Annotated in this window: 30 protein-coding genes; 12 read left to right on the top strand and 18 right to left on the bottom strand. The window is 64.8% G+C overall.

All coding sequences use genetic code 11. The features are described from left to right. Window positions 1–2 precede the first annotated feature (2 nt). Genes EJC47_RS09085 through EJC47_RS09065 form a run of 5 tightly spaced genes read right to left on the bottom strand, consistent with a single transcriptional unit; the run spans window position 3 to window position 3,210 of the window. Window positions 3–269, bottom strand: coding sequence for a hypothetical protein (locus EJC47_RS09085; RefSeq protein WP_185867617.1), 267 nt, complete (start codon window positions 267–269; stop codon window positions 3–5). Continuing rightward, complete coding sequence (locus EJC47_RS09080) at window positions 266–793, bottom strand: GNAT family N-acetyltransferase (protein WP_126847016.1); 528 nt, start codon at window positions 791–793, stop codon at window positions 266–268. The genes EJC47_RS09085 and EJC47_RS09080 overlap by 4 nt, the downstream gene beginning before the upstream one ends. Beyond that, a complete protein-coding gene (locus EJC47_RS09075) occupies window positions 790–1,596 on the bottom strand; it encodes a LysR family transcriptional regulator (protein ID WP_126847014.1) in 807 nt (268 codons plus the stop codon). Before EJC47_RS09075 ends, EJC47_RS09080 begins: the two co-directional genes overlap by 4 nt. Continuing rightward, window positions 1,593–1,991: a Co2+/Mg2+ efflux protein ApaG gene (apaG, locus tag EJC47_RS09070; protein WP_126847012.1), complete on the bottom strand. Its 399-nt coding sequence runs from the start codon at window positions 1,989–1,991 to the stop codon at window positions 1,593–1,595. The genes EJC47_RS09075 and apaG overlap by 4 nt, the downstream gene beginning before the upstream one ends. A 13-nt stretch (window positions 1,992–2,004) precedes the next feature. Further along, on the bottom strand, window positions 2,005–3,210 hold the full coding sequence (locus tag EJC47_RS09065; protein WP_126847010.1) for a trans-sulfuration enzyme family protein: 1,206 nt from the start codon (window positions 3,208–3,210) through the stop codon (window positions 2,005–2,007). Between the two features lie 107 nt (window positions 3,211–3,317). Here EJC47_RS09065 and EJC47_RS09060 point away from each other — a divergent pair, with 107 nt between their 5' ends. Next, window positions 3,318–4,613, top strand: coding sequence for a phospholipid carrier-dependent glycosyltransferase (locus EJC47_RS09060; RefSeq protein WP_260591526.1), 1,296 nt, complete (start codon window positions 3,318–3,320; stop codon window positions 4,611–4,613). A 135-nt stretch (window positions 4,614–4,748) separates the two neighbouring features. On the opposite strand, the gene EJC47_RS09055 is transcribed toward EJC47_RS09060, so the two are convergent. The 8 genes from EJC47_RS09055 to EJC47_RS09020 all read right to left on the bottom strand — a co-directional run bounded on the left by EJC47_RS09055 (window position 4,749) and on the right by EJC47_RS09020 (window position 12,725). Next, window positions 4,749–5,849, bottom strand: coding sequence for a glycosyltransferase (locus tag EJC47_RS09055; RefSeq protein WP_126847006.1), 1,101 nt, complete (start codon window positions 5,847–5,849; stop codon window positions 4,749–4,751). Beyond that, entirely contained in the window at window positions 5,846–6,898 is a 1,053-nt protein-coding gene (leuB, locus tag EJC47_RS09050) for a 3-isopropylmalate dehydrogenase (protein ID WP_033964316.1), read from the bottom strand. Before leuB ends, EJC47_RS09055 begins: the two co-directional genes overlap by 4 nt. 47 nt (window positions 6,899–6,945) lie before the next feature. Beyond that, complete coding sequence (gene recO, locus EJC47_RS09045) at window positions 6,946–7,572, bottom strand: DNA repair protein RecO (protein ID WP_033964315.1); 627 nt, start codon at window positions 7,570–7,572, stop codon at window positions 6,946–6,948. A 98-nt stretch (window positions 7,573–7,670) separates the two neighbouring features. Then, entirely contained in the window at window positions 7,671–8,000 is a 330-nt protein-coding gene (locus tag EJC47_RS09040; protein ID WP_126847004.1) for a hypothetical protein, read from the bottom strand. 176 nt (window positions 8,001–8,176) lie between these two features. After that, window positions 8,177–9,091: a GNAT family N-acetyltransferase gene (locus EJC47_RS09035; protein WP_185867616.1), complete on the bottom strand. Its 915-nt coding sequence runs from the start codon at window positions 9,089–9,091 to the stop codon at window positions 8,177–8,179. Beyond that, window positions 9,088–10,044 carry a polysaccharide deacetylase family protein gene (locus tag EJC47_RS09030; RefSeq protein WP_126847000.1) on the bottom strand — a complete coding sequence of 319 codons (957 nt, stop codon included), beginning with the start codon at window positions 10,042–10,044 and terminating at the stop codon, window positions 9,088–9,090. Before EJC47_RS09030 ends, EJC47_RS09035 begins: the two co-directional genes overlap by 4 nt. Before the next feature lie 70 nt (window positions 10,045–10,114). After that, window positions 10,115–11,518: an NAD(P)H-dependent flavin oxidoreductase gene (locus EJC47_RS09025; protein WP_126846998.1), complete on the bottom strand. Its 1,404-nt coding sequence runs from the start codon at window positions 11,516–11,518 to the stop codon at window positions 10,115–10,117. A gap of 67 nt (window positions 11,519–11,585) precedes the next feature. Further along, window positions 11,586–12,725 (bottom strand): glycosyltransferase, encoded by a 1,140-nt coding sequence (locus EJC47_RS09020; RefSeq protein WP_126846996.1) that lies wholly within the window; start codon window positions 12,723–12,725, stop codon window positions 11,586–11,588. 241 nt (window positions 12,726–12,966) lie between these two features. On the opposite strand from EJC47_RS09020, the gene EJC47_RS09015 reads away from it, so the two are divergent. Further along, window positions 12,967–13,146, top strand: a complete 180-nt coding sequence (locus EJC47_RS09015) for a YdcH family protein (protein WP_126846994.1) — start codon at window positions 12,967–12,969, stop codon at window positions 13,144–13,146. Between the two features lie 82 nt (window positions 13,147–13,228). Beyond that, the gene (locus tag EJC47_RS09010) at window positions 13,229–13,867 is read left to right on the top strand and encodes a Bax inhibitor-1/YccA family protein (protein WP_126847167.1); all 639 of its coding nucleotides are present in this window, start codon (window positions 13,229–13,231) and stop codon (window positions 13,865–13,867) included. A 38-nt stretch (window positions 13,868–13,905) separates the two neighbouring features. On the opposite strand, the gene EJC47_RS09005 is transcribed toward EJC47_RS09010, so the two are convergent. From EJC47_RS09005 to EJC47_RS08995, 3 genes are read right to left on the bottom strand one after another with little or no spacing between them, the layout of a single operon-like run. Further along, on the bottom strand, window positions 13,906–15,021 hold the full coding sequence (locus EJC47_RS09005; protein WP_126846992.1) for a glycosidase: 1,116 nt from the start codon (window positions 15,019–15,021) through the stop codon (window positions 13,906–13,908). Further along, window positions 15,018–15,776: an SDR family oxidoreductase gene (locus EJC47_RS09000; protein WP_126846990.1), complete on the bottom strand. Its 759-nt coding sequence runs from the start codon at window positions 15,774–15,776 to the stop codon at window positions 15,018–15,020. Before EJC47_RS09000 ends, EJC47_RS09005 begins: the two co-directional genes overlap by 4 nt. A 33-nt stretch (window positions 15,777–15,809) precedes the next feature. After that, window positions 15,810–16,685 carry an alpha/beta fold hydrolase gene (locus EJC47_RS08995; protein ID WP_126846987.1) on the bottom strand — a complete coding sequence of 292 codons (876 nt, stop codon included), beginning with the start codon at window positions 16,683–16,685 and terminating at the stop codon, window positions 15,810–15,812. Between the two features lie 50 nt (window positions 16,686–16,735). Here EJC47_RS08995 and EJC47_RS08990 point away from each other — a divergent pair, with 50 nt between their 5' ends. The 8 genes from EJC47_RS08990 (at window position 16,736) to EJC47_RS08955 (ending at window position 23,884) form a co-directional block, all read left to right on the top strand. Continuing rightward, on the top strand, window positions 16,736–18,094 hold the full coding sequence (locus EJC47_RS08990; protein ID WP_126846985.1) for a protein adenylyltransferase SelO family protein: 1,359 nt from the start codon (window positions 16,736–16,738) through the stop codon (window positions 18,092–18,094). 68 nt (window positions 18,095–18,162) lie between these two features. Next, a complete protein-coding gene (gene astD, locus EJC47_RS08985; RefSeq protein ID WP_126846983.1) occupies window positions 18,163–19,575 on the top strand; it encodes a succinylglutamate-semialdehyde dehydrogenase in 1,413 nt (470 codons plus the stop codon). An 87-nt stretch (window positions 19,576–19,662) separates the two neighbouring features. Further along, window positions 19,663–19,839, top strand: coding sequence for a hypothetical protein (locus EJC47_RS08980; protein ID WP_231564988.1), 177 nt, complete (start codon window positions 19,663–19,665; stop codon window positions 19,837–19,839). Window positions 19,840–19,931: 92 nt separating this feature from the next. Then, entirely contained in the window at window positions 19,932–20,720 is a 789-nt protein-coding gene (gene cobA / locus EJC47_RS08975; RefSeq protein WP_126846981.1) for a uroporphyrinogen-III C-methyltransferase, read from the top strand. Continuing rightward, window positions 20,717–21,013: a DUF2849 domain-containing protein gene (locus tag EJC47_RS08970; RefSeq protein WP_126846979.1), complete on the top strand. Its 297-nt coding sequence runs from the start codon at window positions 20,717–20,719 to the stop codon at window positions 21,011–21,013. Before cobA ends, EJC47_RS08970 begins: the two co-directional genes overlap by 4 nt. A 1-nt stretch (window position 21,014) precedes the next feature. Then, complete coding sequence (locus tag EJC47_RS08965) at window positions 21,015–22,646, top strand: nitrite/sulfite reductase (RefSeq protein WP_126846977.1); 1,632 nt, start codon at window positions 21,015–21,017, stop codon at window positions 22,644–22,646. Beyond that, entirely contained in the window at window positions 22,639–23,136 is a 498-nt protein-coding gene (locus EJC47_RS08960; protein ID WP_260591525.1) for a DUF934 domain-containing protein, read from the top strand. The genes EJC47_RS08965 and EJC47_RS08960 overlap by 8 nt, the downstream gene beginning before the upstream one ends. Next, complete coding sequence (locus EJC47_RS08955) at window positions 23,129–23,884, top strand: phosphoadenylyl-sulfate reductase (RefSeq protein WP_126846975.1); 756 nt, start codon at window positions 23,129–23,131, stop codon at window positions 23,882–23,884. Before EJC47_RS08960 ends, EJC47_RS08955 begins: the two co-directional genes overlap by 8 nt. Before the next feature lie 144 nt (window positions 23,885–24,028). Here the strand turns inward: EJC47_RS08955 and EJC47_RS08950 are convergent, their stop codons facing one another. Beyond that, complete coding sequence (locus EJC47_RS08950) at window positions 24,029–24,451, bottom strand: lysozyme inhibitor LprI family protein (RefSeq protein WP_126846973.1); 423 nt, start codon at window positions 24,449–24,451, stop codon at window positions 24,029–24,031. A gap of 214 nt (window positions 24,452–24,665) precedes the next feature. Then, window positions 24,666–25,526, bottom strand: coding sequence for a metal-dependent hydrolase (locus tag EJC47_RS08945; protein WP_126846971.1), 861 nt, complete (start codon window positions 25,524–25,526; stop codon window positions 24,666–24,668). 56 nt (window positions 25,527–25,582) lie between these two features. Here EJC47_RS08945 and EJC47_RS08940 point away from each other — a divergent pair, with 56 nt between their 5' ends. Continuing rightward, window positions 25,583–26,164: a TetR/AcrR family transcriptional regulator gene (locus EJC47_RS08940; protein ID WP_033965053.1), complete on the top strand. Its 582-nt coding sequence runs from the start codon at window positions 25,583–25,585 to the stop codon at window positions 26,162–26,164. The last annotated feature ends 26 nt before the right edge of the window (window positions 26,165–26,190 follow it).

Genomic DNA, 26,190 nt, shown 5'->3' with positions numbered 1-26,190 from the left:
CCCTACCCGCGCATCCGCGCCTGGTGGTATTTCATCCGAACCACAACCCCCGCCAGCACATGCAGCACGGCCATGCCGATCAGGAACAGCGGCAGGATCATCGGCATTTGCGGCCAGTAGCGCGCGCGCAGGCCCGCCAGCACCGCGCCGGCGATCGCCAGCGCGACACCCATCCAGCGGATCGGTCGCGTGACCATGCGCAGTTCCTTTTGATAGGCGGCGCGCTCGGCGGGGTCGTTGAGATTGGGGGGTGGCAAAGCGGGGGTCATCGCGCATTCCATTCGCTGGCCAGCAAGCCCCACAAAAAGGTGTCGCGCACGCCGAGATGCGTTTCCCACTCTTCGCGCAGCCGCCCTTCCAGCGTGAAGCCAAGCGCCTTCAGCAAGCCGTTCGACGCGACGTTCTCCGGGTCGGTATCGGCAAAGACGCGGCGCTGCCCTTCGACGCGGAGCAGTTGATCGAGCACCGCGCTCACCGCTTCGCGTGCGATACCGCTGCCCCAATGCGCGCGCGCGACCATATAGCCGATCTCGGAAACGCCGGGCCGCTTCTCGCCGACTGCGACGAAACCGATCGCGCGATCATCGCCCGCCAGCGTGATCGCCCAGGCGCGCCACTCGCCAGGCGGCTCCGCGATTCTCGCGCGGGTCTGCTCGACCGAAGTGTGCGGCGCGTGCGACCAATAGGTCATCGCCTCCACATCGGCATAGCTCGGGAACAGCGCCTCCGCGTCCTCCACAGTCCGTTCGCGCAGGCGCAACCGACCGGTGTCGAGCACCGGGATCGGCCTCATGCCGTCAGCGCCTCGACCAGCGTCTTGACCTTCTTCTGCCGCCATTGCGGCAGCGGCGCGACCAGCCAATAGCCCAGGCGATACGGGCGAGCCTCGCCCAGCGCGACCACGCGGCCCAACGCCAGATCGGCAGCGGCCAGCAATTCGGGCACGGTCGCCCGCCCCAGCCCCTGCGCCGCCGCATCGAGCGCCAGTCCGGCATCGCCGACATGCACCAGCGATTCGGCGGCATCGTCGACACAGCCGGGCCAAGCGATGCGCGTATCGATCCCGCCGCCCGCACGCTCGACCGTGATCATCCCCGCCGAGGCGATCGGCTCACCCTCATGCTCGCCCGGGCCATCGCCCCAGCGAATCGCCAGATCGAGATTGGCCTCGGTGAAATCGATCGCGCCACTGGTGCCGAACGAATCCGACGAGATCAGCACGAAGCGCATTTCGCCGTCGCTGCGCGCAATGTCGGCCAAACGCGGCATCAGCCACTTCTCTGTCAAATCGCGCGGTGCGGCGATGGTCAGCGACTTGCTGGTCTGCCCGGCCTGCATCGCGCGCACGGCTTCCTCGAATTGCAGGAAGCCCTCGCGCAGCGCGGCCAGCCCGCCCTCGCCTTCGGGGGTCAGCTCAAGCCCCTTGGTGGTGCGGCGGAACAGCACCACGCCCAGCGTATCCTCCAGCGCGCGGATCTGCTGGCCCACGGCAGCCGGCGTCACCGCCAGTTCGTCGGCGGCGCGCGTAAAGCTCAGGTGCCGCGCGGCGGCATCGAGCACGCGCATGCCGTTGAGCGGGAGATGCGTGCGCTTCATGCCCCCACCGCCGGCGCGATCAGCGCGAATTTGGGGATTTCGACATCGAAGCCCGAGCCGTCCTCGCCCATCATGTGATAGCTCCCCAACATCGACCCGGTCGAGGTCGAGAGCGGGCAGCCCGAGACGTAATCGAAGCTTTCGCCGGGGGCGAGCAAGGGCTGTTCGCCGATCACGCCCTCACCCTCGACCGAATGACGCGCACCGCGACCATCGGTGATGACCCAGTGCCGCGTCAGCAATTGCACCGCTTGCGGGCCGGCATTTTCCAGCCGGATATGATAAGCCCAGAACCACCGGCCACGCTCGGGCTCGGACTGTTCGGGCAGGAAGCTGACCGCGACGCGCACGATCACCCCGCGCGTCTCCGCGACGTACGGGAACAGCGCCTTCACGACCGCCGCCCCGTCATAGGCCGACTGCCGTCAGCGCGCGATCGAGATCCTCGATCACGTCGTCGGCGTCCTCGAGACCAACGTTCAGCCGCAGCATCCCCTCGGTCACGCCCATTTCCAGCCTTTTATCTTCGGCGACGCCGGAATGCGTGGTGGAGGACGGGTGTGTCATCAGCGAGCGCGAATCGCCAATATTGTTGGAGATGTCGACCAGTTGCAGCGCATCAAGCAGGCCATGCGCCTGCTGGCGCCCTTCGACCTCGAACGCGAAGATCGGCCCACACGCATCCATCTGGCGCATCGCCAGATTGTGCTGCGGGTGGCTCGGCAAGCCCGGATGCAGGATACGCGGCACGCGCGGCTCGAGGAAGCGACCGACCTTCAGCGCATTCTCCGACTGGCGGCGGATGCGCAGGTCTAGCGTCTCCAGCCCCTTCAAAACCACCCAGGCATTGAACGCGCTGAGCGTCGGGCCGGTATTGCGGGTAAAGGGCAGCAGCGTGTTGGTGATAAAATCCTCGGTGCCGCACACCGCGCCTGCCAGCACACGCCCCTGCCCGTCCATCATCTTGGTCGCGCTGTAAGCGGTGACGTCGGCGCCGAACTCCATCGGCCGCTGCAGCGCGGGCGTGGCGAAGGCATTGTCGACCACACTGGTGATGCCGCGCGCGCGGGCGATGCCGCAAATCGCGCTCAGATCGGCAATGTCCATCGTCGGGTTGGCAGGGGTTTCGAAGAAGAACACCTTGGTGTTGGCCTTGGCCGCATCCTCAAACGCCTGCGGGTCGCGCGCGTCGACCACGGTCGTCTCGATCCCGAATTTGGGCAGCAGGGTGTCGACCAGCCAGCGGCACGACCCGAACGCCGCACGCCCGGCCACGACATGGTCGCCGGTCTGGAGCTGGCATAGCAACACCGCCGTCATCGCCGCCATGCCGGTGGCCATCGTGCGGCATGCCTCGGCCCCTTCGAGTAAGGCGATGCGCGCTTCGAGCATCTCGACCGTCGGGTTCTGCAACCGCGAATAGGTCATGCCGATCTGGTCGCCCGCGAAACGCGCCGCCGCGTCGGCCGCGCAATCATAGGCATAGCCCGAGGTGAGGAACAGCGCCTCGGAGGTTTCCCCCCATTCGCTGCGCGCGGTGCCGCCACGCACGGCTTGCGTTGCGGGGCGCCACTGGCGCGTGATGCTTTGGTCCTGGCCGGTGCGACGTTTCATGCGGCACGCTTTGCCGGGCGCGGGGGGCGCGCGTCAATGGGGCGATTCGCGTGGGAGCAATCCGCACTCCCTTGAAAGCACCGTAGCGAAGACGGATAGAGGCGCGCGTGAACGCCACCCAACCCAGTCCCTATCGTGCCGCCGCGTTGCTGGCGGTTCTGTCGCAAGCGCTGTTCTGCTTTCGCCTGACCGTGCCGACCAAAGTGATGTTCGACGAGGTGCATTACGTGCCCGCCGCACGGCAATTGATCGCGCTGAGCGGGCCAGTGAATATCGAACACCCCCTGCTCGCCAAGGAGATCATCGCGAGCGGTATTTTGCTGTTCGGCGACAATAGTCTGGGATGGCGCTTCTTCTCGACGCTGGCGGGCACAGCGACGGTGCTCGGCGTGTTCGCGATTCTGTGGCTGATGCTTGGGCGGGTGCGCCCGGCACTGTTCGGCGCGTTGTTCGTCCTGTTCAACGGCACGGTGTTCATCCAGGCGCGGATCGCGATGCTCGATGGCTATATGGCCGCGTTCACCGTGCTCGGCATCGCCGCCTTGCTGTGGGCGATGCGCGCCGAGTCGAGCGGGACGGCATGGTCGCGCTGGATCTTGGGGAGCGTGCTGCTCGGTCTCGCCGTTGCCGCGAAATGGATCGCCGCACCGTTCGTTGCTTATGCCGCGATTGCCTTTGTTATGGTGCGGCTGAGCGATGCGCGGCGTGGGGGGCGATCGGTTTATGCCGCGCTCAACGCCCGCCCGATCGGCGGCGTCCATCGACACTGGCCGGGGATGGCGGCGATCCCGGCGATTCTGGTGCTGGGAACGGTCAGCATCGCGACCTATTTCGCGACCTTCGCCCCTGCCTTTTTCTACACGGTGCAGCCGATGACGGTCGCCAAGCTGCTGCCCTTTCAAATGCAAATGTACGGCCAGCAAACGCAAGTCCTACCGCACCACCCCTATCAATCGGCGTGGTGGACGTGGCCAGTGATGGTCCGACCGATCTGGTATCTGTACGAACGCGTCGACGGTGCGCAACGCGGGGTGCTGCTGGTCGGCAATCCGGCGGTGCTGTGGGGCGGGCTGGTTGCGGTCGCGGCGTGCCTGTACGGCTGGTGGCGGACACGCGCGCCCGCGCTACTGGCGGCGACGGGGCTATGGCTGGGCAGCTATGTGATCTGGGCGATCATCCCGAAATCGCTTGGCTTCTTCTATTATTACTATCTGCCGAGCATCTTCCTGTGCGTCGCGCTGGCGGTGTCACTCGATCATTTCGCGCGCGGCAAGCGCTGGGATGCGCGCTTCCTGCTGCTGGTCGTCGCGCTGTTCGCGCTCTTCTATCCGGTGTTATCGGCAATGCCGTTATGGGGGCCCAACGCCTTCCATTTCTGGACGTGGTTTCCGAGCTGGGTTTAGAGGCTGTCCCTTTCCCCGTTCGCCCTGAGCCTGTCGAAGGGCCGCCTCCGCAGGGGCACCGTTGCTTGTGCGGCGGGGCTTCGACGAGCTCAGCCCGAACGGACCATGGATGATCGTGCTTGGGCGAAAACGACTTTAATACCGCCCCCACACGAAGCGCGACGACAGCGCATAATTCCACACCGCCGCCACCACGATTCCCGCCAGCGCAGGGGCCGCCCACGCTCCATGCTGCACGCTGAACAGGAACGCCGCGACCCCGACATTGGCCGCCGCGCCAACCGCGCAGACCAGGCAGAACGACACCCAGCCATCGAACAATTGCCGCGCTCCCTTCAGCCGCCGCTCGCGATAGGTCAGCGCGTTGTTGAGGAAGAAGTTGAAGGTCATCGCAACGCCCGTCGCGACGATCGTCGCGGCCAGGAAGTTCAGCCCCTCCGCGCGGAACAGCGCCCATAACACCGTCAGGTGGACCAGCGCGCCCAGCGCTCCAATCCCTGAAAACATCACGAACCGCACCGGCACGATCCGCCCGAACAGCCGATCGTACAAAGCGATCAGAAACTCCATCGCCACGACATGGTCGAGCTTGCTCTCCCCCTCGCTGCGCAGGCGGAAAGTATAAGGCAATTCGAGGAATTTCAGCGGACGCGGGCTCGCGGTCATGATGTCGAGCAGGATCTTGAAGCCGATCGCCGACAGCCCCGGCACCAGCGCGCGCGCCACATCGGTGCGGATCATGAAGAAGCCGCTCATCGGGTCGCTGAGATCGGCCTTCAGCACATAGCGGGACAGCCGCGTCGCCAGCGCCGATTTGGCCACGCGATCCTGATCCCAATCGCCCGTACCCCCGCCCGCGACGAAGCGCGATCCAATCACCAGATCGAGCGCGCCATTCGCCTGCAAGGCGTCGAGCATCTGCGGCAGCAGCGTCTCGTCATGCTGCAAATCGCCATCGATCACCGCGACCGCCGGCGCCGCAGTCGCGCAGATCCCCTCGATGCACGCAGAAGACAGCCCACGCCGCCCGATCCGCTGGATCACGCGCACCCGCGCATCGCGCAGGGCAAGATCGCGCGCTGCCTGCGCGGTGCCGTCGGGGCTGTCGTCATCGACGAAGATCGCTTCCCAGCGTCGACCGGCCAGCGCCGCGTCGAGCTTGGCGATCAACACTGGAACGTTGCGCAGTTCATTGAAGGTCGGGATGACCACTGCGAGTTCCAGCGCTTCGCTCATTTGAGCGCAGCCAGTACTGCGTCGCCCATCGCCGCTGTCGAATGCGTTCCGCCCAGATCGGGCGTGCGCGCACCGTCCGCGATCGCCGCGATCACCGCCGCCTCGATCCGCTGCGCCGAGGCTTCATCCGCCAGCGAGTGCCGCAGCAGCATCGCCGCCGACAGGATCGCCGCGCACGGATTGGCCTTGCCCTGCCCCGCAATGTCGGGCGCCGAGCCGTGGATCGGCTCATACAGCCCGCACGTCCCCTGCCACTCATTGAGCGAGGCCGAGGGCAGCATCCCGATCGAGCCGACGCACATGCTCGCCTGGTCGGACAGGATGTCGCCGAACAGATTGCCCGTCACGATCACGTCGAACGCGCCGGGATTGCGCACCAGCTGCATCGCGGCATTGTCGACATACATGTGCGTCAGCTTCACATCGGGATAATCGAGCGCGATCTCATTGACGACTTCGCGCCACAGTTGCGAAGTTTCCAGCACATTGGCCTTGTCGACCGAAGTGAGGATGCGCTTGCGGCGCTGCGCCATCTCGAAACCGACGCGGACGATGCGGGCGACCTCGACCTCGTCATAGCGCATCAGGTCATGGCCTTCGCGCAGGCCGGTATGCGTGATGCTGCGGCCCTTATCGCCGAAATAGACGTCGCCGGTCAGCTCGCGCACAATCACCAGATCGATCGCACGCGCCACTTCCGGGCGGAGTGCAGAGGCGTCCTCCAGCCCCGGAAACATCTTGGCCGGGCGCAAATTGGCGAACAGGCCGAGCGCCTTGCGCAGGCCCAGGATCGCCTGTTCGGGCCGAAGCGCGCGCTCCAGCCCGTCCATCTCGGGATCGCCGACCGCGCCGAACAGGATCGCGTCGGCGCGTTTGGCCAGCGCGAGCGTTTCGGGCGGTAGCGGGTGGCTGGTCTGGCGATAGGCCGCACCACCGATCGGCGCGCTCTCGAATTCATGGCCGAGGTCGAGCGCTTCGAGCACGCGGCGCGCCTCATGCGTGACTTCGGGGCCGATGCCGTCTCCGGCGAGAAGTGCGATCAGTGCCACAGGCGTGCTCCCTTATGCTGCGCAGGGCAATGCCGAGGCGAAGCGCCTCACGCAACCGCCCTTTTCAACCGATCGACCAGCCGCGCCCGCGCATCGAGCGTCGCGGCGCGCCGATCGACCAGGATTTGCCGCTCCAGCGCGTCGCCAGTGAGCGCCAGTGCGGCAAGAATATCGTCCCAATCGGGCGCAACACCCGTGGTCAGCGCGGTCGGCAGCATATCGCGCTCCAGCCCATAGCCAAGCTCCGCCAGCAGCAGCAGTTCATACCGCGCCAGCGCCAGCGCCCAGCCGCGCGCGGCGGGCGCGGATTCGACCGCCACGATCGTCCCGTCGAGCGCTGCATAGAGCCGTGGATAGGGTTGCGCCTCGGGCAAGGCGGCGGCGGTCAGCGTCGTCACCCAATCGAGCGCGGCGGCGGGCAGCGGCTCGGCATAAAGCGGCGCGCGGCTGGTGACGAGTTCCACGCTCAGGCTGGCAAGCTGGTCATCGGTGCGCGCGCGCCATTCGCCGATCACGCGATTGGCCGGTTGCAGAATCGGCCGATTACGACTGGAGCGCCCACCCCGCACATAGCCCGCCTGCAAGCCATGCTCGGCGGTCAGCGCCCGCACAATCGCGCCATGCTCGCCATGATGGCGGATGGTGAGGATCAGGGCTTCGACGCGGAGATGCATGGCGGCGGTGTAACGCGGGGGCGGGTTTTCGCCAGCTTTGGTGTGGCAATGGGGGATTGGTGATTGGGGATTTGGCTTAGATTGGTGGTTAGCTGCCGTCAGCACGGATTATGCCAGAACACACCTCGCGCAGGCTCCGAATAGCAGGCTGGAGGCATTGGGAGGTCGGCCTTGCTGAGCGGCACCTGATAGCCGTAGCCGCCATCAAAATATGCGTTGGTCATAATATCGACGCCCCACGTGTGAACCGTGACATCGGCCGGGTGAAGACCTGCAATAGCCAGCGGCCATTGTTCTTTCGGGACTTTTTTCCAGCTTCTCGGCTTTTCGGGCGGGTCCGTTTTCATCAACCCATAAGCCTCAGCTCGGATCGCTCTGAGCTTCTCTGCATCTGAAATGGGCCGGTTACAGCCACCAATCAGCGACATTATCACTAACGTCGCGGACGTGACTGTTACATATGTTGATCTGCGCATGAGAGCCTTGGAGCACATACGTCGCACGTCCGCTATTGGACGGAACCAGAAATTCCGCAGTCCGGCATCACCCCTACATGCCATATTCTGTCGGCTCATCCCGTCCCTCAATCGCTGCACACCACCCCCTACCGCCGCACCCGCTTCGCCAGCGCCTCCAGCCCCAGCCGCGCGACCGCGCGCTTGCCCCACGCCGCGCTGCGGTCGAACAGATCGAGCGCTACCATCGTCGCGCGATTGGCAAGTGAGGGGCGCAGCAGCAGCAAGTCGAGACAGGCGACCCCGTGCGTGGCGAAGCTGCGCTTGTGCTGCCCCTCGCCCTCGGTGAAATCGAACTGCGTGAGGCCCGGCTCGGTATAAAGATCGCGCATCGCCTCCAGCATCAGCACCGCGCCCGGCGACAGATCGTTGAACGCCGGATCGTGCCCGACATGGTCATAGCGCACGATCCCTCCCGCGACCGGGCAATAGAGATAGGCGGCAGGCTCCCCGGCGATAGAGAGCAGCCAGCCGCGCACCGAATCCGCCGCCGCCAGCGCGTGCAGGCTGTGCAGAAACGCCGCATCCTCGGGCAGGCCGCCGCCGAGCAAGCGCTCCTGATACGTGCGCCGCGAAATGCCGCGCGCAATGTCGTGGAAGCGCTGCATCTCCTCGGGCGTGCGGAACCGCCGCACGTCGAGCAGGCCGCCCGACACCTCCATCACCCGCCGCGTCTTGCGCTTCAGGCCGGAGCGCGTGTTGCCCGACAGCGCGGCCTGATAGGCGTCGAACCCGATGCCGAGATCGGCATAATGCCGCGTATAGCGTTGCCGCACCTGCGCGATCATGCCCGGTGCCGCAGCCACTACGGCCTCGAGCTGCGCGGCAGGCAAGGAGGTGACGAGATAGCCATGCGCCCGCGCGGAAAGCGGCGGCAATGTGGGCGCTTCCCCGTCCAGCACCTGCCCCAGCGACAAGGGCACGCGTACCAACTGCCGCTCCACGGCGGCCAAGGTCCGCGCGCCGATCTGGAACCGCAAGGGTAGCGGCTCCGCCCTGTTCATGCGGCCCGTTCCGCGACCATGTTGGACCATAATTGCTCGGCCTGACGCCAGCGCGTGCGCAGCGGATCGGGGCCGAGCGGAACGTCATATTGCCCGAGCCGCAACGCCGGGCAGTCGGCGAAATGCACCGTCGGCATTTCGGTGGCGCGTTCGGCGAGCAACGCGCACAATGCTTCGAAGCGGCGGACATGCACCGCATTGGGCCGCGTGCCCGCGCGGTTGGCGAGCTCGAAGCCGTGGCTAACGATCGTCACCGCCGCATGGTGCTGGTCGCGCGCATGGTCGAGCGCGGCGCGCATCTCGCCCGCCGACAGCGCGCAGATCTGGAAGTTGCGGAAAGCTCCCGCTTTCTCCTCGATCAGCGTCACCGGCACCTCGATCATCCCGCGATGCGCGAGCGGCGCGATTTGCGCGCTCGGCAGGTCGATCGCGCTCGGCCAGGGGTGTTCGCTGCCATTGTGGCTCGAATCATAGACGAAACCAAGTTCGGCGAGCGCGGTCAGCGTATCGGCATTGGCGCTATACGACCCGCCGCGAAACGCGATCGGAGGCGGTGCGCCGGTCGCGACGAGCAACTCGGTCGCCCCGCGAATCAGGTCGCATTGTTCGGCAAGGCTATATTCGACCAGCTCGAATCGCGCCGCCCGCGCGCCCTTGTCGCCCGCCACCGCGGCGGTCCAGTTCGGATGCAGATGCAACTGCACCTCCTGCCCGGCCGCGAGGATGGTTTCCACGATCGCCCGGACGGGCGCGAGGCCAAAGGTCAGTGCCGGCATTGGATCGACGAAGAAACACGCCTTCAATCCGTACCGCGCAAGCACCTCAAGCTGATACGACACCCCAACGCCCGCCGGTTCCAGCGACCGCGCGAAAATCTCGGCCCCGGCCAGACCATCGCTGTGGTGGCGCCACATCAATTCCGTGTCGACGGTCAGGAAAACGGGAGAGGTCATCCCGTCGGCACCTAAAGCGACGGGATGAAGATTTCACCAACCCAACAAACATTGCGACAGCGCTAAGACGTCAGTCTCCCGTCAGGATACGGTCGACCAATTGTTTCACCGTCGGCACAAAACCGTTGGAATAAAACGGATCGCGCTTGAACTGATACGCACCGTGGCCCGCAAACATGAGATTCTGTTCGACGTCGCCGCCATGCGCGATGTCCTGCAGTGTCTTCTGGATGCAGAAGCTGCGCGGATCGGCCAGGCGTCCGGTGGAATTGGTTTCGGTGTCCGACCAGGACGAGAAAGCGCACTGGCTGAGGCAGCCCATGCAATCGGCCTGATCCTTGCGGATCACGCCCTTCTCGATCGGCGTGACGAAGACGAGCGTGTTGTCAGGCGTCTTCAGCGCATCGGTAAAGCCCTCGCCGAACCACTGCCGCGCACGCAGCAGGTCATTGCGCGTCACCCAGAAGTTCTTGCCCTTCACGCCCACGTCGAGCTGGAAGACATGGTCGCCGGCACTTTGCGTCGAAAAGGCGATCTGCCGTTCCGAACGCGCCTGCAAATGCCGCAGAAACGGGTTGAGCACCGCGCTCGAATAGAAACCGGTCGGCGAGAAGCGGTGCAGCAGCACTTCGCCTTCCTCGATATTGGTGAGGCGTGCCTTCCACGCATCGGGGATCGGGCTTTCCTGTGTCAGCAACGGCCGCGTGCCGAACTGGAAGGCGATCGTGCCCAGTTCGGGATTGTCGATCCAGTCGGACCAGTCGCGTAAGTACCAAACGCCACCCGCCATCACGATCGGCACGCTGTCGGCAATGCCGCCTTCGCGCATCGTCTCGCGCAGCGCCTTCACGCGCGGATAGGGGTCCTGCGGGACGAGCGGGTCCTCGGCATTGGACAGGCCGTTATGGCCACCCGCCAGCCACGGATCCTCATACACCACCGCCGACAGCCATTCCGCCGCCTTCGAATAGGCCCGCTTCCACAGCGCGCGAAAGGCCCGGCCGGAACTGACGATCGGCAGATAGCTGACTTCGTAGGACGCCGCGATCTCGCTCAATTTGTAAGGCATGCCCGCGCCACAAGTGACCCCGGCGACCATCCCGCGCGTGCGTTCCAGCACGCCGTGCAGGATGCGCTGCGCCCCGCCCATTTCCCACAGCACGTTGATGTTGATCGCGCCCTTGCCACCGGCAATGTCGAACGCACGACGCACTTGCTGCACCGCGCCCTCGATCGCGTATTCGATCAGCTCCTCATGCCGGTCGCGGCGGGTGAGCGCCTTATAGACTTGCGGGATGATCTTGCCGTCGGGATCGTAACTGTCGGCATTGACGGCCGAGACCGTGCCGATGCCGCCCGCCGCCGCCCAGGCCCCCGCACTCGCGTGGTTGGTCGCGGCGACGCCCTTGCCACCCTCGACCAGGGGCCAGACCTCGCGGCCGCCATAGACGATGGGCTTCAAACCTTTGAACAACGTAACGGCCTCCGACTTAAACTACGTTCGATATACGCTTTGGATGCACTGACGGGCAAATCGTCAATTAGACGAAGGCCTCCGGCCGCCCGATCACCGCGCCATATAAGGCGGCGTAGCGGGCGATCATGGTGGCCTCGTCATACTCCGCCACCGCCTTGCGTCGGTTGAGCTCGCCGAGCCAGCGCCGCCCCTCCGGATCCGATTTGGCCAGCGCCTCCAGCGCATCGCGGATCAACACCTCATGCCCGCGCTTCTCGATGAAGCTCGCATTGTCGGGCACCACCATCCGCAGCACGTCGCCGACCGGGGTCGAGACAATCGGCAAGCCAGCCGCCATCCCCTCGATCACGCAGATCGGGAATTGTTCGGATTTGGACGACAAAGCGAGAATGTCGAAATGCCCCATATATTCATGCGGGCGCGGCAGGAAACCGGGCAGCACCAACTGGTCCTGCATCCCCATCCGCTCGGCAGTATCGAGGATTTTCTGCCGCTCCGGGCCTTCCCCCACGATCACCAGCCGCACGCGCGACGACATGCCGCCCACCGCGCGCACCAGCATCGGCAAGTCCTTGACCTCGCGCAGCCCGGCCACGGTGCCGATCACAATCTCGCCCGGCTTGCGCTTGAAGCCGGGGATCGCATCGGGCTTGGGTTTTTGCGCATACAGCGCAGTGTCGATGCCATTGGCGATCCGGTGGACGCGCGCGCGCGGCTGCTTCCACGTTTTCAGCGCAATGTCTTCCAGCGTCTCGGACGGCACCACCAACGCCGCCGCCTTGGTCAGCGCGAAGCGGCGATAGAGGTTGCGCGTCGGCTTCAGCCCATCGGCTTCATCGGCGTTGAAACCGTCCTCATGATGCACCAGCGGCGGCACCCCGGCGGACGACACGCGCCGCGCCATCGCCCCGTCGATCGCGCCCCAATTATAGGTCAGCACCAAATCGAAGCGGCGCATATAGGCCGCGATCGCTTCGTAACGCTTGACCGAAGGGCCGCCGGTCAGCGGCGGCGGGTTCTGCGCGATCTCGTAATCGATGCCCTTGGCGATCGCATCGCGCGCGCCATACTGGCCGTCCATGCTCGACACGATCGTGTGCCGCGCACGGTCGCCAAAGGCGTTCATCAGGCGTACCGCGCGCGCCTCCTTTCCGCCCAGCGAGAAGGTGGAGTGCAGATGCAGAATGTTGACCGGGCGCGCCATTTGGCCGGGCGTTAGCGGCAAATGAATGCCACGTCATCTCCCCAGTCATCTCGCCCGCCTCTTGAAAGCGCGCGCAACGCTCCATATTTTCGGGATGCGGACCGGGCCCCTCTGGCGAGGGCTGAACAAGCCCTCGTGATGTCGGACCGCATCGAGCTCGCTCGGTGCTGGACGGCCCATGACACCGTCCCCGCCCCGAAACAGCCCGATCGATTTCACCATCGAAGAAGAGGCTGCTGCCATGACCAAAATGATCGACCGCCTGACCGCCCTCCACCGCGCAATCGACTCCGCCGTGGCGCGCGAGCGCGCGCGTCTGGCCCCCGATCCCCTGCACATCGCCGCGCTGAAGAAGCGCCGCCTCGCGATCAAGGACCATCTTCACCGCGCGCTGACCCGGCGCGCCACCGCTACCGCATAAAGGACCCACACCCGTGCAACCCAATGTCTATCGCACCATCCCCAATACCGTCGCCGCGCGCGACGAGGGGCTTCGCCGCTACATGCTCGGCATTTATCGCAACATGGGGATCGGCCTGGCGCTGACCGGGCTGGTCGCGCTGGGCGTTGCCTCGACGCCCGCGCTGGTGGCGCTGATCTTCGGCACCCCGCTCAAATGGGTGGCGATGTTCGCGCCGCTCGCCTTCGTGATGTTCTTCTCGTTCCGCATCGACCGGATGACGACGTCGGGTGCCCGCACCGCCTTCTTCGCCTTCGCCGCCGTAATGGGCGTGTCGATGGCGAGCATCTTCCTGGTGTTCACCGGCACCAGCATCGCGCAGGCGTTCTTCACCGCCGCCGCGCTGTTCGCTGGCATGAGCCTGTGGGGCTACACCACCGGGCGCGACTTGACCAAGATGTCGACCTTCCTGATGGTCGGCCTGATCGGCGTGATCGGCGCCAGCCTGGTCAATCTGTTCATCGGCTCGTCGGTGCTGCAGACGGTCGTCTCGGTCGCCGGTGTCGTCGTGTTCACCGGACTCACCGCCTGGGACACGCAGCGCCTGAAGAGCGAATATTTCGCGTACGCCGGCACCCAAGCTGCCGAAAAACTCGCGATCATGGGCGCGCTGTCGCTGTACCTGAACGTCATCAACCTGTTTCAGCTGCTGCTGGGCCTGATGGGCCAGCGCGAGGAATAAGCCCTTCCCCCTCCCGCTACCACGCGGGAGGGGTTCGTTCAGGCGAAGGCCGATTTCGGGATATGCGTGATGCGACAGGCGAGATCGGCCTCGCCGCTGGCCACCACATAGTGGTCGCCGGCGTCGACAATGCCCGTCGTGAACACAACATTGTCGAGGTACATCAGCTCCTTGATCGGATCGGTCAGCGCCGGATTGGCCTCGATCAGCGGATCATGGCTGGTCCGCAGGACGATGCTGGGATCGTCACGATCAAGGATCGACCAATAGGTCCGGTAAATCCCGACCACGCCCGACGGCTCCACGCCGTGCCACAAGGTCAGCCAGCCTCCGGGCGTCGCGATCGGCGGGGCACCGCCACCCATCCGCGCCGTCGCCATCGTCGCTGCGTGGGGACGGATGCCGGGCTTGTCATAGGGCTTCCAATGCAGCGCATCGGGCGAACTGGCGAGGTTGATCGACGGCCCCGCGCGCCACTCGCTGCCCGGCGGATAAGCGAAATACAGGTCGCCGAGCGGCCGGGTCTGCGCCCAGTATTTCTCGCCGATCTGCCCCTCAAAGATCAGCATGTCCTTGTTCTGGTGATCCAGCACGATACCCTCCAGTCTCCAGTCGAGCGCATCGTCGGAGGTGTAGAGTGTGGTCGAATGCCGCTCGGGGCTGACCGAGCACGTCGTCATCAGATAACGATCGCCAACCTTGCTGATCCGCGCATCCTCGACGCCGTAGCATTGATATGAGGCGCGCGGGGTGACGGCCTTGTCGTAATGCACCGCCTCAACGCGGGTGCCGTCGGCGGTAAGTTCGACCGGCAGCAACCACGACAGCGAGGTCAGCGCCATCACCTTCCATCCGCCGCCCCGCATCATGAACTTGCGCGGATCGGAGGTATCGACAAAATCCAGCGGCCAGGCATCGAGGCAATACCCCCCGTCGAACCAACGCAGGGCGTTGATATGCTGGTCCGTCATCGGTGCCCGCAACGCCTCCGCCACGCGCACCATCAGCAGCAGATTGCCATTCGCCAGCCGCGTCATGCCGGGGTTGAACGCGCCCAGCACATAGGTTTCGGCATCCACCTTGCCTGCAAGCGGCGACCGCGCCAGGTCGACATCGGCGGGACCGAAGATCAGCGCATCATGGGAAAAGCTCATTCCGAATTCTCGTTTCGAGGCGTGATGGTCAATTGTTGCACGACCGCGCGACGCGGTTGCGTCAGGATATACTGGACGCCGACCGCAATGTCCTCGGCGCGCAGTGCGGTTTCGTCGCGGATCTTCTCGCGTTGTTTTTCCGGCGGCATCTCTGGCTCCTGCATCGTCGATCCGGTCAGGCCCGGCTCGACCAAAGCGACGCGAATGCCCTTGGGTCCCATTTCCCTACGGAACGCCTCGGCAAAACCCTGAATGCCGTATTTGATTCCGGCATACACGGTCGAATTCGGGCCCAGCACATGCGCGCTCATTGAGCCGATCAACACGATATCGCCCGCGTCGCCAAGCGCCGCGATCGAGGCGTGGGCAGTCATCAGATAACCGGTAAAATCGGTCGCGATGGCATAGCGCACGTCCTCCTCGGACATGTCGCTCAGCCCCTCGGCAGCGACAGCGGCGTTGATGACCGACACGTCGACGCCGCCGAGATACGCCCGGCCGGCCTCGACGAACGCTTTCGGGCTCGCAGGCTCGGCAAGGTCGAGCGTGATGCCGTCGCCCTCGCCAACCTCGCGAATGCGCGTAAGCGCGTCGGCCAGGTGCGCCGCGCTGCGGCCGCAGATAAACACGCGCGCGCCCTCACTCGCCAGCAGCACGGCGATAGCACGACCGATCCCGGTCGTGCCGCCGGTGATGATCACGCGCTTGCCCTTCAAACTGGGCATTGCGGTATGCGCATCGGAAAGGTCAGTCATGCAAAGCTCCCGGTTATACTGCCGGGAGACGCGTCAGCCCGGTGCCGGTTCCGCCGCAATCCGCGCGAGCAGGCGATCGATCCCGGCGAGCGCCTCCGGTTCGCCAAGCGTCGGGGCATGACCGATCCCGGGGACCGTAACCAATTCGCCAACGGTGAGCCCGGCGACCATCCGCTCGGCGACACTCGCGGCAAGGATATCGGACTTGCCCCCGCGCACGATCAGCGTGCGTACGTCCTTCAAGCGGTCGAGCGCGCGCCACATATCGGGGCCGGCCTCATTGCCCGGCACGCGGAACGGCTCCGCGATCTTCATATCGTAGTCGAGCACGATCCGCCCCGCACTGTTGAGCCGATACAAGCGCTTGGCCATCGCCAGCCAGTCTTCGAGGCCATAGGTGGGATAGACGTCGCCATTCGCCTCCGCCACCGCGCGCGCGGCATGGATCCAGGTGGGCCAGCTACTGGATTTGCCGACATAACTGCGGATACGCGAAAGCCCTTCGGGCCGGATCTCCGGGCCGACGTCGTTGAGCACGGCCCCCACCAGCGTTTCGCGCGCCGTCCCCGCCAGCAACATCGTCACGATTCCGCCAAGCGAGGTGCCGATCGCGACGTAGCGCGCCACGCCCAGTTCGCCGAGCAGCCCCTCAATATCCTGCACATAGGTAAGCGGGACATAGGTCATCGGGTCCTTGGCGTAGCCGCTCTCGCCGCGCCCGCGCAGATCGACTGCGATCACGCGCCACTGTGGCGACAGCCGCCGCGCGAGGTCGTCATAATCGCGCGCGTTACGCGTCAGGCCGGGCAGGCACAGGATCGGCGGGCGATCGTCGGGGCCCGGATACTCGCGATAGTGCAGCCGCACCCCGTCATTCGACCACCAATATCGATTTTCATAAGGCGACATGGTCAGATCCTGGGGTTGCGTCCTGCGGTCGGCACCCTCCATATCCACGCATGAGCATCACCCCGCAAGCATATGCGCCGCACAGCGCGATCCTCGAACTGGGGGATGCCTTTTACGATCCCGTCGCCGCCGCCGACTTTCCCGAAACCCGCTTGCGCTTTCGTAACGATCGCGCGGCGCGGGAGGTCGGACTTGATACGATGGGCGACGACGAATGGCTGCGGCATTTCGGGCGGTTCGAGAGCCTGCCGGGCAGTCTCGCGGAGCCGCTGGCACTGCGCTACCATGGCCACCAGTTCCGCGTGTACAATCCCGAGATTGGCGACGGGCGCGGCTTTCTGTTCGCGCAATTGCGCGACACGCGCGGGCGGCTGATGGACCTTGCCACCAAGGGGTCCGGCACGACACCCTGGAGCCGCTTTGGCGACGGGCGACTGACGCTGAAAGGTGGCATGCGCGAAGTGCTCGCCACCGAAATGCTGGAAGCGCTGGGCGTCGAAACCTCGCGCAGCTTCTCGCTGATCGAAACCGGCGAGGCGCTGGAGCGCGGCGACGAGCCCTCCCCCACCCGTTCGGCGGTGCTGGTGCGGCTCAGCCACGGCCACATCCGCATCGGCACCGTCCAGCGCATCGCCTATCTGCGCGATGCCGAGAACATGACGCGGCTGGTCGAATATGTCCTGCGCAACCTGTATGACGAGGTGCCCGGCGAGAATGCCGCCGAGCGTCTGCTCGATCTGGTGGTCGGTCGCGCCGCGACGCTCGCCGCCAGCTATATGGCAGCGGGGTTCGTCCACGGCGTGCTCAATTCGGACAATATCAACGTGACGGGCGAGAGTTTCGATTACGGCCCGTGGCGATTCGCGCCGACCTGGGACCCAGGTTTCACCGCCGCCTATTTCGATCATGCCGGACTCTATGCCTTCGGCCGCCAGCCCGAGGCGATTCACTGGGACGTGATGCAGCTCGCGGTCAGCCTGCGCACGATCAGCGCGGCCGAACCGCTGATCGCAGTGCTGGAAAGCTTCGCAGAGCGCTACCAGCTTGCGGTGTCCCACGCGATCTTGTGGCGACTCGGCGTCACGCCACGCGATCCGCAGCAGGACCGTGGCTTGGTGCAGACGGTCGAACGCGCGCTGCGGACGAGCGAAAGCGGCCTTGATGGTTTTTTCTTCGACACGTTCGGCGGCGTCGCGCCCGAAGGCGAGGCCTTCGCCGAGGTGCGCGCTGCGCTTGCGCCTTACGTCGCCCGCAAGCCCCGCGACCATCATTATTGGCAGGGCACGCCCTGTTCGATGTTGATCGACGAAGTCGAGACGATCTGGGCGGCGATCGACCAGAAGGACGATTGGCAGCCCTTTCATGCCAAAATCGCGCGCATCCGCGAGATGGGCGAGGCGATGACGTAACCCATAGTGAGCGAACCGCCGCGAGCAGAGTGGATTTGCGCACGATTCTGAGGCAGAGACCGTTGTAAATGTCTTCCGAACTTCTTTCCTTCGAACCCGCGACCGGTGCCACCTTGTGGCGTGGCTCGATTGGCGATGTCGACGCCGAGGTGGCCACTGCCCGGGCAAGCTGGGCGAGCTGGGCGGCACAGCCCCTCGCCTATCGCATCGAGGCCCTGCGCCGCGTCGCCAATGTCGTGCGTGCGCGTGCCGATGCCTTTGCCGATCTGATCGCGCGCGAAACCGGAAAACCGCTGTGGGAAGCCCGCACCGAAGTCGAAACCGTGATCGCCAAGGTCGACATTTCCGTGACGGCCTATGCCGAACGCACACCGCAGCGACGGCTCGATTCGCAAATGGGCGGACGGATGGCCTTGCGGCACAAACCGCACGGCGTGCTCGCGGTGCTGGGCCCCTATAACTTCCCGGCGCATTTGCCCAACGGCCATATCGTGCCCGCCTTGCTCGCAGGCAACGCAGTGGTGTTCAAGCCGTCGGAAAAGACCCCGGCCTCGGGCGCTTTTCTGGTCGAATGTTTCCATGCCGGCGGCGTGCCCGAGGGGTGCGTCCGCCTGTTGATCGGGGGTGCCGCCGAGGGCAAGGCGCTCGCCGCGCATGACGGCATTGATGGTCTGCTGTTCACCGGATCGGCGCACACCGGCATCGCGCTCAACCGCGCATTCGCGAGCCGACCAGAGAAAATTCTTGCCCTCGAAATGGGCGGCAATAACCCGATCGTGGTGTGGGATTCGCCCGATTTGCATTCCGCCGCGATCGTCATCGTGCAATCGGCCTTCACCAGTGCCGGTCAGCGCTGCACCGCCGCGCGCCGCCTGATCGTCGACGAAAAGCTGTTCGAGCCGCTGCTTGGGGAAGTGACCAAGCTGGTCAACCGCATCATCGTCGACGAACCTCATGCCACCCCGTCGCCGTTCATGGGGCCGGTGATCGACAATGAGAGCGCCGATTTGCTCAGCGAGAGCTTCCTCGAACTGATGATGCGTGGCGGGCGGCCGATCCGCCATCTCGAACGCCCGATTGCGGACCGCCCGTTCCTGCGCCCCGCCTTGATCGACACCACCGAAATGAACGACCGGCCCGACATCGAGCTGTTCGGCCCGATCCTGCAGGTCATCCGCAAATCCAGCTTCGAAGATGCCATTACCGAAGCGAACAACACGCGCTACGGCCTGTCGGCATCGTTGCTCAGCCAGAACCCGGCTTTGTACGACCAGTTCTGGGCCAATGCGCGCGCCGGAATCGTCAATTGGAACAAGCCGACCAACGGTGCCTCCTCCGGAGCCCCGTTCGGCGGCATCGGCTGGTCGGGCAATCATCGGCCAAGCGCCTATTACGCGGCGGACTATTGCGCCTATCCCGTCGTTTCAAGCGAGGCCGACCAGGCGCGCGCTTCGATCGGTGTCGGTTTGCGCGACGCGTAACGCGGTAGGCAGTCGACTTATCGGGTTTCGGCCAACCGCTGGCCGCGAATTCAGGAACTTACGCGCATTCCAGGCTTTTGCGTGTTCGTGAAAAACGCTGACACCGCCGATTGCGAACCGCCCCGCGCCCGCAAGCTGAAAACCGAATCGGACAATTGCCTCGCCATTGCAATCCGCGAACGCGACAGCGAGGTCGCTGCCTTGCTGATCGACGAAGCCGCCAAATTGGCGCGGCGATCGAGGGAATTGGCGAACAAGGACTGATCCCCTATCAAGTAAGTGGGAAAAAGCTGGTCTACCCAGCCCCCAAGCAACCGTGAATTGCCCCGGGCGCAGGTCCAGCCCATCGCATAACGATGGCAACGCTTCTCGATCCCACCGCGCGCGGGCGCGTCATTCTCGTCGGTGCGGGCCCGGGCGACCCCGGCTTGCTGACGGTGCGCGCGGTCGCGGCGCTCGAAAGCGCTGATGTCGTGGTACATGACGGTTTGATTGATCCGCGCGTGCTCGACATCGCCCCCGCGACCGCACAGCGAATCTCCGTGGCGAAGCAGCGAGCCCGGCACACCTTGCCGCAGGAGGCGATCAACACCCTCATCATCGCGCATGTGAAGACCGGCGCGATCGTGGTGCGGCTGAAGGGCGGCGATCCGTTCATCTTCGGGCGTGGCGGCGAAGAGGTTGAAGCGGTGCGCGCCGCCGGTCTGCCGGTCGAGGTAATCCCCGGCGTGTCGGCAGCGTTGGGCTGCGCGGCGGAGGCGATGCTGCCGCTGACCCACCGCGACCATAGCAGCGCGGTCAGCTTCGTTGCCGGGCAATGCAAGGGACTGACCGATCAGGACTGGTCCGGGCTGGCCGGCAAGGGCCGCACGCTCGTCATTTATATGGGCGTCGCCACCGCCAGCGACATTGCCGACAAATTGATGCGCGACGGCGTCGCCCCCGAAATGCCGGTCGCGGTGCTCGAGCGCGGCACGCTCGACGGGCACCGCGCGATCCGCACTCTGCTCGCCGACCTCGGGTCGATGGTCGAGCGCGAAAAGGTCGCGTCCCCGGCGATCATCGTCGTCGGCGAAGTTGTCGATCTGTCCGACGCCGAGGATAAGCTCGGTCGCTGGGCCAGAATTGCGGAGTCTGTTGCTTGAAACTGCTGACCGGAAACGATTTGCCGACGGGTGATGTGCTGTGGTGGACGGGCTCAAGCTGGTCCCGCCATGTCGAGGACGCCGCCGATGTCGGCGACCAGGGCGAAAGCATCGCCCGCGCCGAGGAAGGCGCGCGCCGGGTCAACGGTGCCTATGTGATCGACGCCACCGCCACGCCGGAAGGCCCGCGCCCAGCACACATAAAGGACCGCGTCCGCGCGCTCGGTCCGACGGTGCGGCCCGATCTGACCTTGAAGCCTGCGGATCCTGCGGCCGGAAGCTGGGTAATCTGACATGTATAAATACGACCAATATGACCAGCAGATCGTCGATGCCCGCGTCGAGGAGTTTCGCGATCAGGTAAGGCGCCGTCTGGCGGGACAGATTACCGAGGACCAGTTCAAGCCGCTGCGGCTGATGAATGGCCTGTATCTGCAGCTCCACGCCTATATGCTGCGCGTCGCCATCCCCTATGGCACGCTCGACAGCCGCCAGATGCGGATGCTGGCGACGATCGCGCGGAAGTACGATCGCGGCTACGGCCATTTCACCACGCGCCAGAACATCCAGTATAACTGGATCAAACTGTCCGAGGCACCCGATATCCTCGCCGATCTGGCAACGGTCGAGATGCATGCGATCCAGACCAGCGGCAATTGCATCCGCAATATCTCGTCGGACCAATATGCCGGGGCCGCCGCCGACGAAGTCGCCGATCCGCGTGTGTGGGCGGAATTGCTGCGGCAGTGGAGCACCTTCCACCCCGAATTCAGCTACCTTCCACGCAAGTTCAAGATCGCGGTGATCGGGGCCGAGGAAGATCGCGCGGCGATGCGGCTGCACGACATCGGCATTCAATTGCTGGAACGGGATGGCGTGCTCGGCGGGCGCATTTATGTCGGCGGCGGCATGGGCCGCACCCCGATGATCGCCCCCGAGATCAAGGATTTCGTCACCGCCGACGATTTGCTGAGCTATGTCGAGGCGTGCCTGCGCGTCTACAATCGCTACGGCCGCCGCGACAATATCTACAAGGCGCGGATCAAGATCCTGATCCATGAGCTGGGTGCCGACGAATATCGCCGCCAGGTCGAGGAAGAGTTCGCCCACGTCAAATCGCTCGGGCTCGATCCGCCCAAGGCCGAATTCGACCGCATCACCGCCTTCTTTGCGCCCCCGGCATTTTCTACCGATGCACCGGAAACGATCGACCGCAGAGATCCCGATTTCGCGGTCTGGGTCGATCAGAACACCGCCGCGCACAAGCAACCGGGCTATGCGATCGTCACGATCAGTCTCAAGCCGACCGGCGGCATCCCCGGCGACGCCACCGCCGAGCAGATCGACCTGATGGCCGATCTCGCCGAGCGCTACAGCTTCGACGAACTGCGCGTGACCCACGCGCAGAACATCGTGCTGCCGCACGTCCGCAAGGCCGATCTTTACGCCATTTGGCAGGCGCTCGACGGTGCCGGGCTCGCCCCTGCCAATCTCGACCTGATCAGCGACATCATCGCCTGCCCCGGTCTCGATTATTGCAGCCTTGCCAATGCACGCTCGATCCCGGTCGCGCAGAAGATCGCCACGCGCTTCGCCGACCAGAACCGCCAGCGCGATCTGGGCGAACTGAAACTCAAGATCAGCGGCTGCATCAATGCCTGCGGGCATCACCATGCCGGGCACATCGGCATCCTCGGCGTCGACAAGAAGGGCACCGAAAATTACCAGTTGCTGCTCGGCGGATCGGGCGCGGAGGATACCAGCCTCGCCAAAATCACCGGACCCGGCTTTGACGAGGACGGCATCGTCGACGCGGTCGAAACCGTGACCAACGTCTATCTCGCCAAACGCGCGGAGGGCGAGCGCTTCCTCGACACCTATCGCCGAGTCGGCATGGAACCCTTCAAGGAGGCGCTGTATGGATAAGGCCCAAACCGTCGCCCCGGCGCAGGCCGGAGCCGCCCCGTTGGACGCACCCCAGCACCCTCAAGCCGACCCCGGCCCGCGCCGGGGTGACGCGATTTCAGACGAGCCCGCCGTCACGCTCGACGCGTTCCTCGACTCGCAAACCAACGCCACCGCCGTGCGGCTCGAAGCGGGCGACGATGCGCGCGCGCTGCTGCCCTATCTCGACCGGATCGCATTGGTCGAAGTGAGCTTCCCCAGCTTCCGCGATGGCCGTGGTTACTCCGCCGCGCGCGTGCTGCGCGAGGCGGGCTATACCGGCGAATTGCGCGCGCAGGGCGATGTGCTGGTCGACCAGATGCCGCTGATGAAGCGCTGCGGCTTTGACAGCTTCGCGCCGCAAGCCGAGATCGATCCCGCAACCCTCGAAGCCGCGCTTACGCGCTACGAGAATGTCTATCAAAGGGCCGCTGACGGGCGCGTGCCGGTCTGGGCGCTGCGGCATGGCTAGTATTGCCCGCAAGCTCGACCTGATCGACGTCGCGCCCTTTTCTGCCGCCGATGCAGCGGCAATGGAGGCGCGTTTCGCCGGGGTCGGCACCAGCGAGATGCTGGGCGAACTGTTGACCGGCGAACTCAAAGGGCGCGTCGCGGCGGTATCGTCGTTCGGTGCCGAAAGCGCGGTGCTGCTCCACCTGATTGCACAGATCGACCGCGATATTCCGGTGATCTTCCTCAACACGCAGAAGATTTTCGGGGAAACGCTGGCCTATCGCGACCAACTGTCGGAGCAGCTCGGCTTCACCGACTTGCGGGTGTTCCGGCCCGATCCGCGTTTGCTCGCGGCCAAGGACGGCACCGGCTTGCGCTGGAATTACGATCCCGACGGGTGCTGCGACCTGCGCAAGGTCGAGCCGCTGCGCCGCGCGCTCAGCCCGTTCGACGCCTGGATTTCGGGCCGCAAGGGCTTCCAGGCGGGCACGCGCAAGGCGATGCCGCGCTTTGAGGAAGACGAAGGCCGCCTGAAACTCAATCCGCTCGCGGATTGGGACAAAGCGCGGCTCGACGCCTATTTCGCCGAACACAAATTGCCGCGCCACCCGCTCGAGGCCGAGGGCTATCCCTCGATCGGCTGCGCGCCGTGCACGAGCAAGGTGCTTCCCGGCGAAGACCCGCGCGCGGGCCGCTGGCGCGGCTGGGAAAAGGTCGAATGCGGCATTCACGTGCCCGAAAAGCCGGGCGAGGAGCCGGTGTTTTAGGGGGAAGTTTAGGAAGGGAGCGGTCGCTCATCCGTTTGGCAGATCGGCACGGCATCCCCAAACAGGTCTTTTCTGCCAGAAGCAATGAAGAGATCGTTCCCGCCCCCTCACTTCCCCGCTGGTCGTTCGATTCTAGGGATCAATCTATCGAGCCGCGACAGAAAGCTCGATCGCAGGACGGGGTAAAACCGGCGGCGTGCTATCCATGTATGTCAGCCAATTTTTCCAAATAGAGTAAGTTCGAAGTTGGGTTAGCTGCGTTTTGCACCCAATCTCCATACTCACTCGGATTGTCCCTCCACTCCAATTGTCAAATACTGCGCCACATTCTGCGTCACGATAGATGATCCAATCCCGTTGCGATTTGACCAACTCTTGCCTCACTTTTGGCTCGTCATCTCCCTGCAATCGTTTCAGCGCGGCCTCATAGTAGCGATTCAAATTTGCATCTGCTTGGTCGAACTTCGCTTTCTGACAGGCGTTCACCTCGAGTGTAGTCGTGCCCGGACATAGCTCCTTGCCCGTAGGACTGGCAGCGGCAAGAACCAAGGCGAACAGCGGCAACATGACGGACACCTCGAAGCAAGTCCGCCAGCTATATCAGTTACTTCCGCCAGCTTGAAGGGGTTATCCGCTGACGCTCCGATTTCCACTCAATCCAGGCAAGTTGAGACGGCGGCGAACGAGCTGCCCCCAAAAAATGACGCCATACTGCGGTCCACCCAGGCCATGCCGTTCAGCGTTCTCGCCTCGAACACTTGAAAGAACCGACGCCAATGCCTCAAGCCGCAACAACCGCCCTCGGCAACACCGCCGCCGCATAATCGCTCTCGGCCAGCGCGATCAGCGCGCGATCGTCATGCTTCCACGGGTGGAAGCCGGGCAGGAAGAAAGCGAGCCACGCCCCCAGGATTTTCCGCGCCATCCCCGGCTGCCCGAGCGCATACCACAGAATCCCGAAATGCGCCCGGGCACCGGTAATCCCGTCTTGCCGCAGCAGTTCGAGCATACCCTTGTACCGCCCGACAAAGAACTTGTGCGTCGTGCCCAGCATCACGAAGGCCTTGATCTTCCAGCGCTGCCAACGCGACCAGTCGCGCGTCGCGTGGAGCCAGGTGTCATAGGCGACGCCCTTATGCTCAATCTCCTCGGCCGCATGCCAGCGCCACAAGGCCGCCGCCTGTTCGTCCCCGCCCGCCAAATGGCGCGGATCGGCGATCAATTGATGCGCGAGCATCGCAGTGAAATGCTCCAGCGCCATCGTCGCGGCCAGGCTCGCGATCGGCGGACGCCCCTTGGTCAGCGCCAGCGCCTCGTCGATATGCCGCTCCAGCAGCGTCACGTCATAGCCCTGATCGGTGACATGACGGTTGAACGCCACATGTTCGCGCGTGTGGATCACCTCCTGCTTGATAAACGCCTGAATCTCCGCGTGCAGGCGCGGCGGCGTGCCCTCGCGGAAATTGCGCACGCTTTCGATGAAAAAGCCCTCGCCCTTGGGGAAGGTCACCGACAGCGCGTTGTAGAAGGCGGTCGCAAACGGATCATTGTTGAGCCACCACCGCCGCATCGCCGTGCCGCGCCCAAAGCGCAAATCACGCGGTGTAATCGACAGATCTGCAGGACTTGTTGCTTTCGCCACGGGAAACTCCGTACAGCAGGGAAGAACAGGTCTGAAACTATGAGCTACTTACACTCGTGTCAATAGTGCGCAAACGGCTTACCCCGGAAGAGTCACGGGACGCCGCGATCGAGGCGGCACGTGCGCTGCTGGTCGAACAGGGTCCGCAAGCGGTTACGCTAAAGGCAGTGGCGGCGCGGATTGGGCGGACGCACGCCAATCTGCTGCATCATTTCGGCTCGGCAGCGGACCTGCAAAAGGCGCTGATCACGCATCTGGCGGATTCGATCACCGCACAAATCGGCGCGGCGGCGAAGCGCGCGCGTGTGGGCGAGGCCGATCCGCGCGAAGTGGTCGATCTCACCTTCGACGCCTTTGCCCACGGCGCGGGGGCGATGGCGACCTGGATGATCCTGTCCGGCAATCACGATGCGCTCGACCCCGTGCTCAACGCGATCCACCGCCTGGTCGACGAACTGGCCGAGGATGAGGATTCGGGAAAGCTGATCTACGAGGACACGCTCCAGCTCGTGCTGATGGCGATGGGCGATGCACTGCTCGGCAAGGCGATGGCGAGCGCTTTGGGCTTGCCGCCGGAGGCCGCGCGGACCATCGCGACGCGCGCTTTGATCGCCTCGCGCAGCGTGCTGCCAGCCTGACTGGCTAAAATCGCAATTTCCGCTAA

The sequence above is a fragment of the Sphingomonas sp. TF3 genome, assembly GCF_003985085.1.
In the GTDB taxonomy this organism is placed as follows: domain Bacteria; phylum Pseudomonadota; class Alphaproteobacteria; order Sphingomonadales; family Sphingomonadaceae; genus Sphingomonas.
The sequence above is the reverse complement of the archived record's forward strand: the minus strand, read 5'-3'. Positions and strand labels throughout refer to the sequence as shown.

Coding starts and splice junctions, on each gene's coding strand:
- EJC47_RS09085 (WP_185867617.1), bottom strand. CDS start 269: ATGACCCCCGCTTTGCCACCCCCCAATCTCAACGACCCCGCCGAGCGC.
- EJC47_RS09080 (WP_126847016.1), bottom strand. CDS start 793: ATGAGGCCGATCCCGGTGCTCGACACCGGTCGGTTGCGCCTGCGCGAA.
- EJC47_RS09075 (WP_126847014.1), bottom strand. CDS start 1,596: ATGAAGCGCACGCATCTCCCGCTCAACGGCATGCGCGTGCTCGATGCC.
- EJC47_RS09065 (WP_126847010.1), bottom strand. CDS start 3,210: ATGAAACGTCGCACCGGCCAGGACCAAAGCATCACGCGCCAGTGGCGC.
- EJC47_RS09055 (WP_126847006.1), bottom strand. CDS start 5,849: ATGAGCGAAGCGCTGGAACTCGCAGTGGTCATCCCGACCTTCAATGAA.
- recO (WP_033964315.1), bottom strand. CDS start 7,572: ATGCATCTCCGCGTCGAAGCCCTGATCCTCACCATCCGCCATCATGGC.
- EJC47_RS09040 (WP_126847004.1), bottom strand. CDS start 8,000: ATGTCGCTGATTGGTGGCTGTAACCGGCCCATTTCAGATGCAGAGAAG.
- EJC47_RS09035 (WP_185867616.1), bottom strand. CDS start 9,091: ATGAACAGGGCGGAGCCGCTACCCTTGCGGTTCCAGATCGGCGCGCGG.
- EJC47_RS09030 (WP_126847000.1), bottom strand. CDS start 10,044: ATGACCTCTCCCGTTTTCCTGACCGTCGACACGGAATTGATGTGGCGC.
- EJC47_RS09020 (WP_126846996.1), bottom strand. CDS start 12,725: ATGGCGCGCCCGGTCAACATTCTGCATCTGCACTCCACCTTCTCGCTG.
- EJC47_RS09015 (WP_126846994.1), top strand. CDS start 12,967: ATGACCAAAATGATCGACCGCCTGACCGCCCTCCACCGCGCAATCGAC.
- EJC47_RS09010 (WP_126847167.1), top strand. CDS start 13,229: ATGCTCGGCATTTATCGCAACATGGGGATCGGCCTGGCGCTGACCGGG.
- EJC47_RS09005 (WP_126846992.1), bottom strand. CDS start 15,021: ATGAGCTTTTCCCATGATGCGCTGATCTTCGGTCCCGCCGATGTCGAC.
- EJC47_RS09000 (WP_126846990.1), bottom strand. CDS start 15,776: ATGACTGACCTTTCCGATGCGCATACCGCAATGCCCAGTTTGAAGGGC.
- EJC47_RS08995 (WP_126846987.1), bottom strand. CDS start 16,685: ATGTCGCCTTATGAAAATCGATATTGGTGGTCGAATGACGGGGTGCGG.
- EJC47_RS08990 (WP_126846985.1), top strand. CDS start 16,736: ATGAGCATCACCCCGCAAGCATATGCGCCGCACAGCGCGATCCTCGAA.
- astD (WP_126846983.1), top strand. CDS start 18,163: ATGTCTTCCGAACTTCTTTCCTTCGAACCCGCGACCGGTGCCACCTTG.
- cobA (WP_126846981.1), top strand. CDS start 19,932: ATGGCAACGCTTCTCGATCCCACCGCGCGCGGGCGCGTCATTCTCGTC.
- EJC47_RS08965 (WP_126846977.1), top strand. CDS start 21,015: ATGTATAAATACGACCAATATGACCAGCAGATCGTCGATGCCCGCGTC.
- EJC47_RS08960 (WP_260591525.1), top strand. CDS start 22,639: ATGGATAAGGCCCAAACCGTCGCCCCGGCGCAGGCCGGAGCCGCCCCG.
- EJC47_RS08955 (WP_126846975.1), top strand. CDS start 23,129: ATGGCTAGTATTGCCCGCAAGCTCGACCTGATCGACGTCGCGCCCTTT.
- EJC47_RS08950 (WP_126846973.1), bottom strand. CDS start 24,451: ATGTTGCCGCTGTTCGCCTTGGTTCTTGCCGCTGCCAGTCCTACGGGC.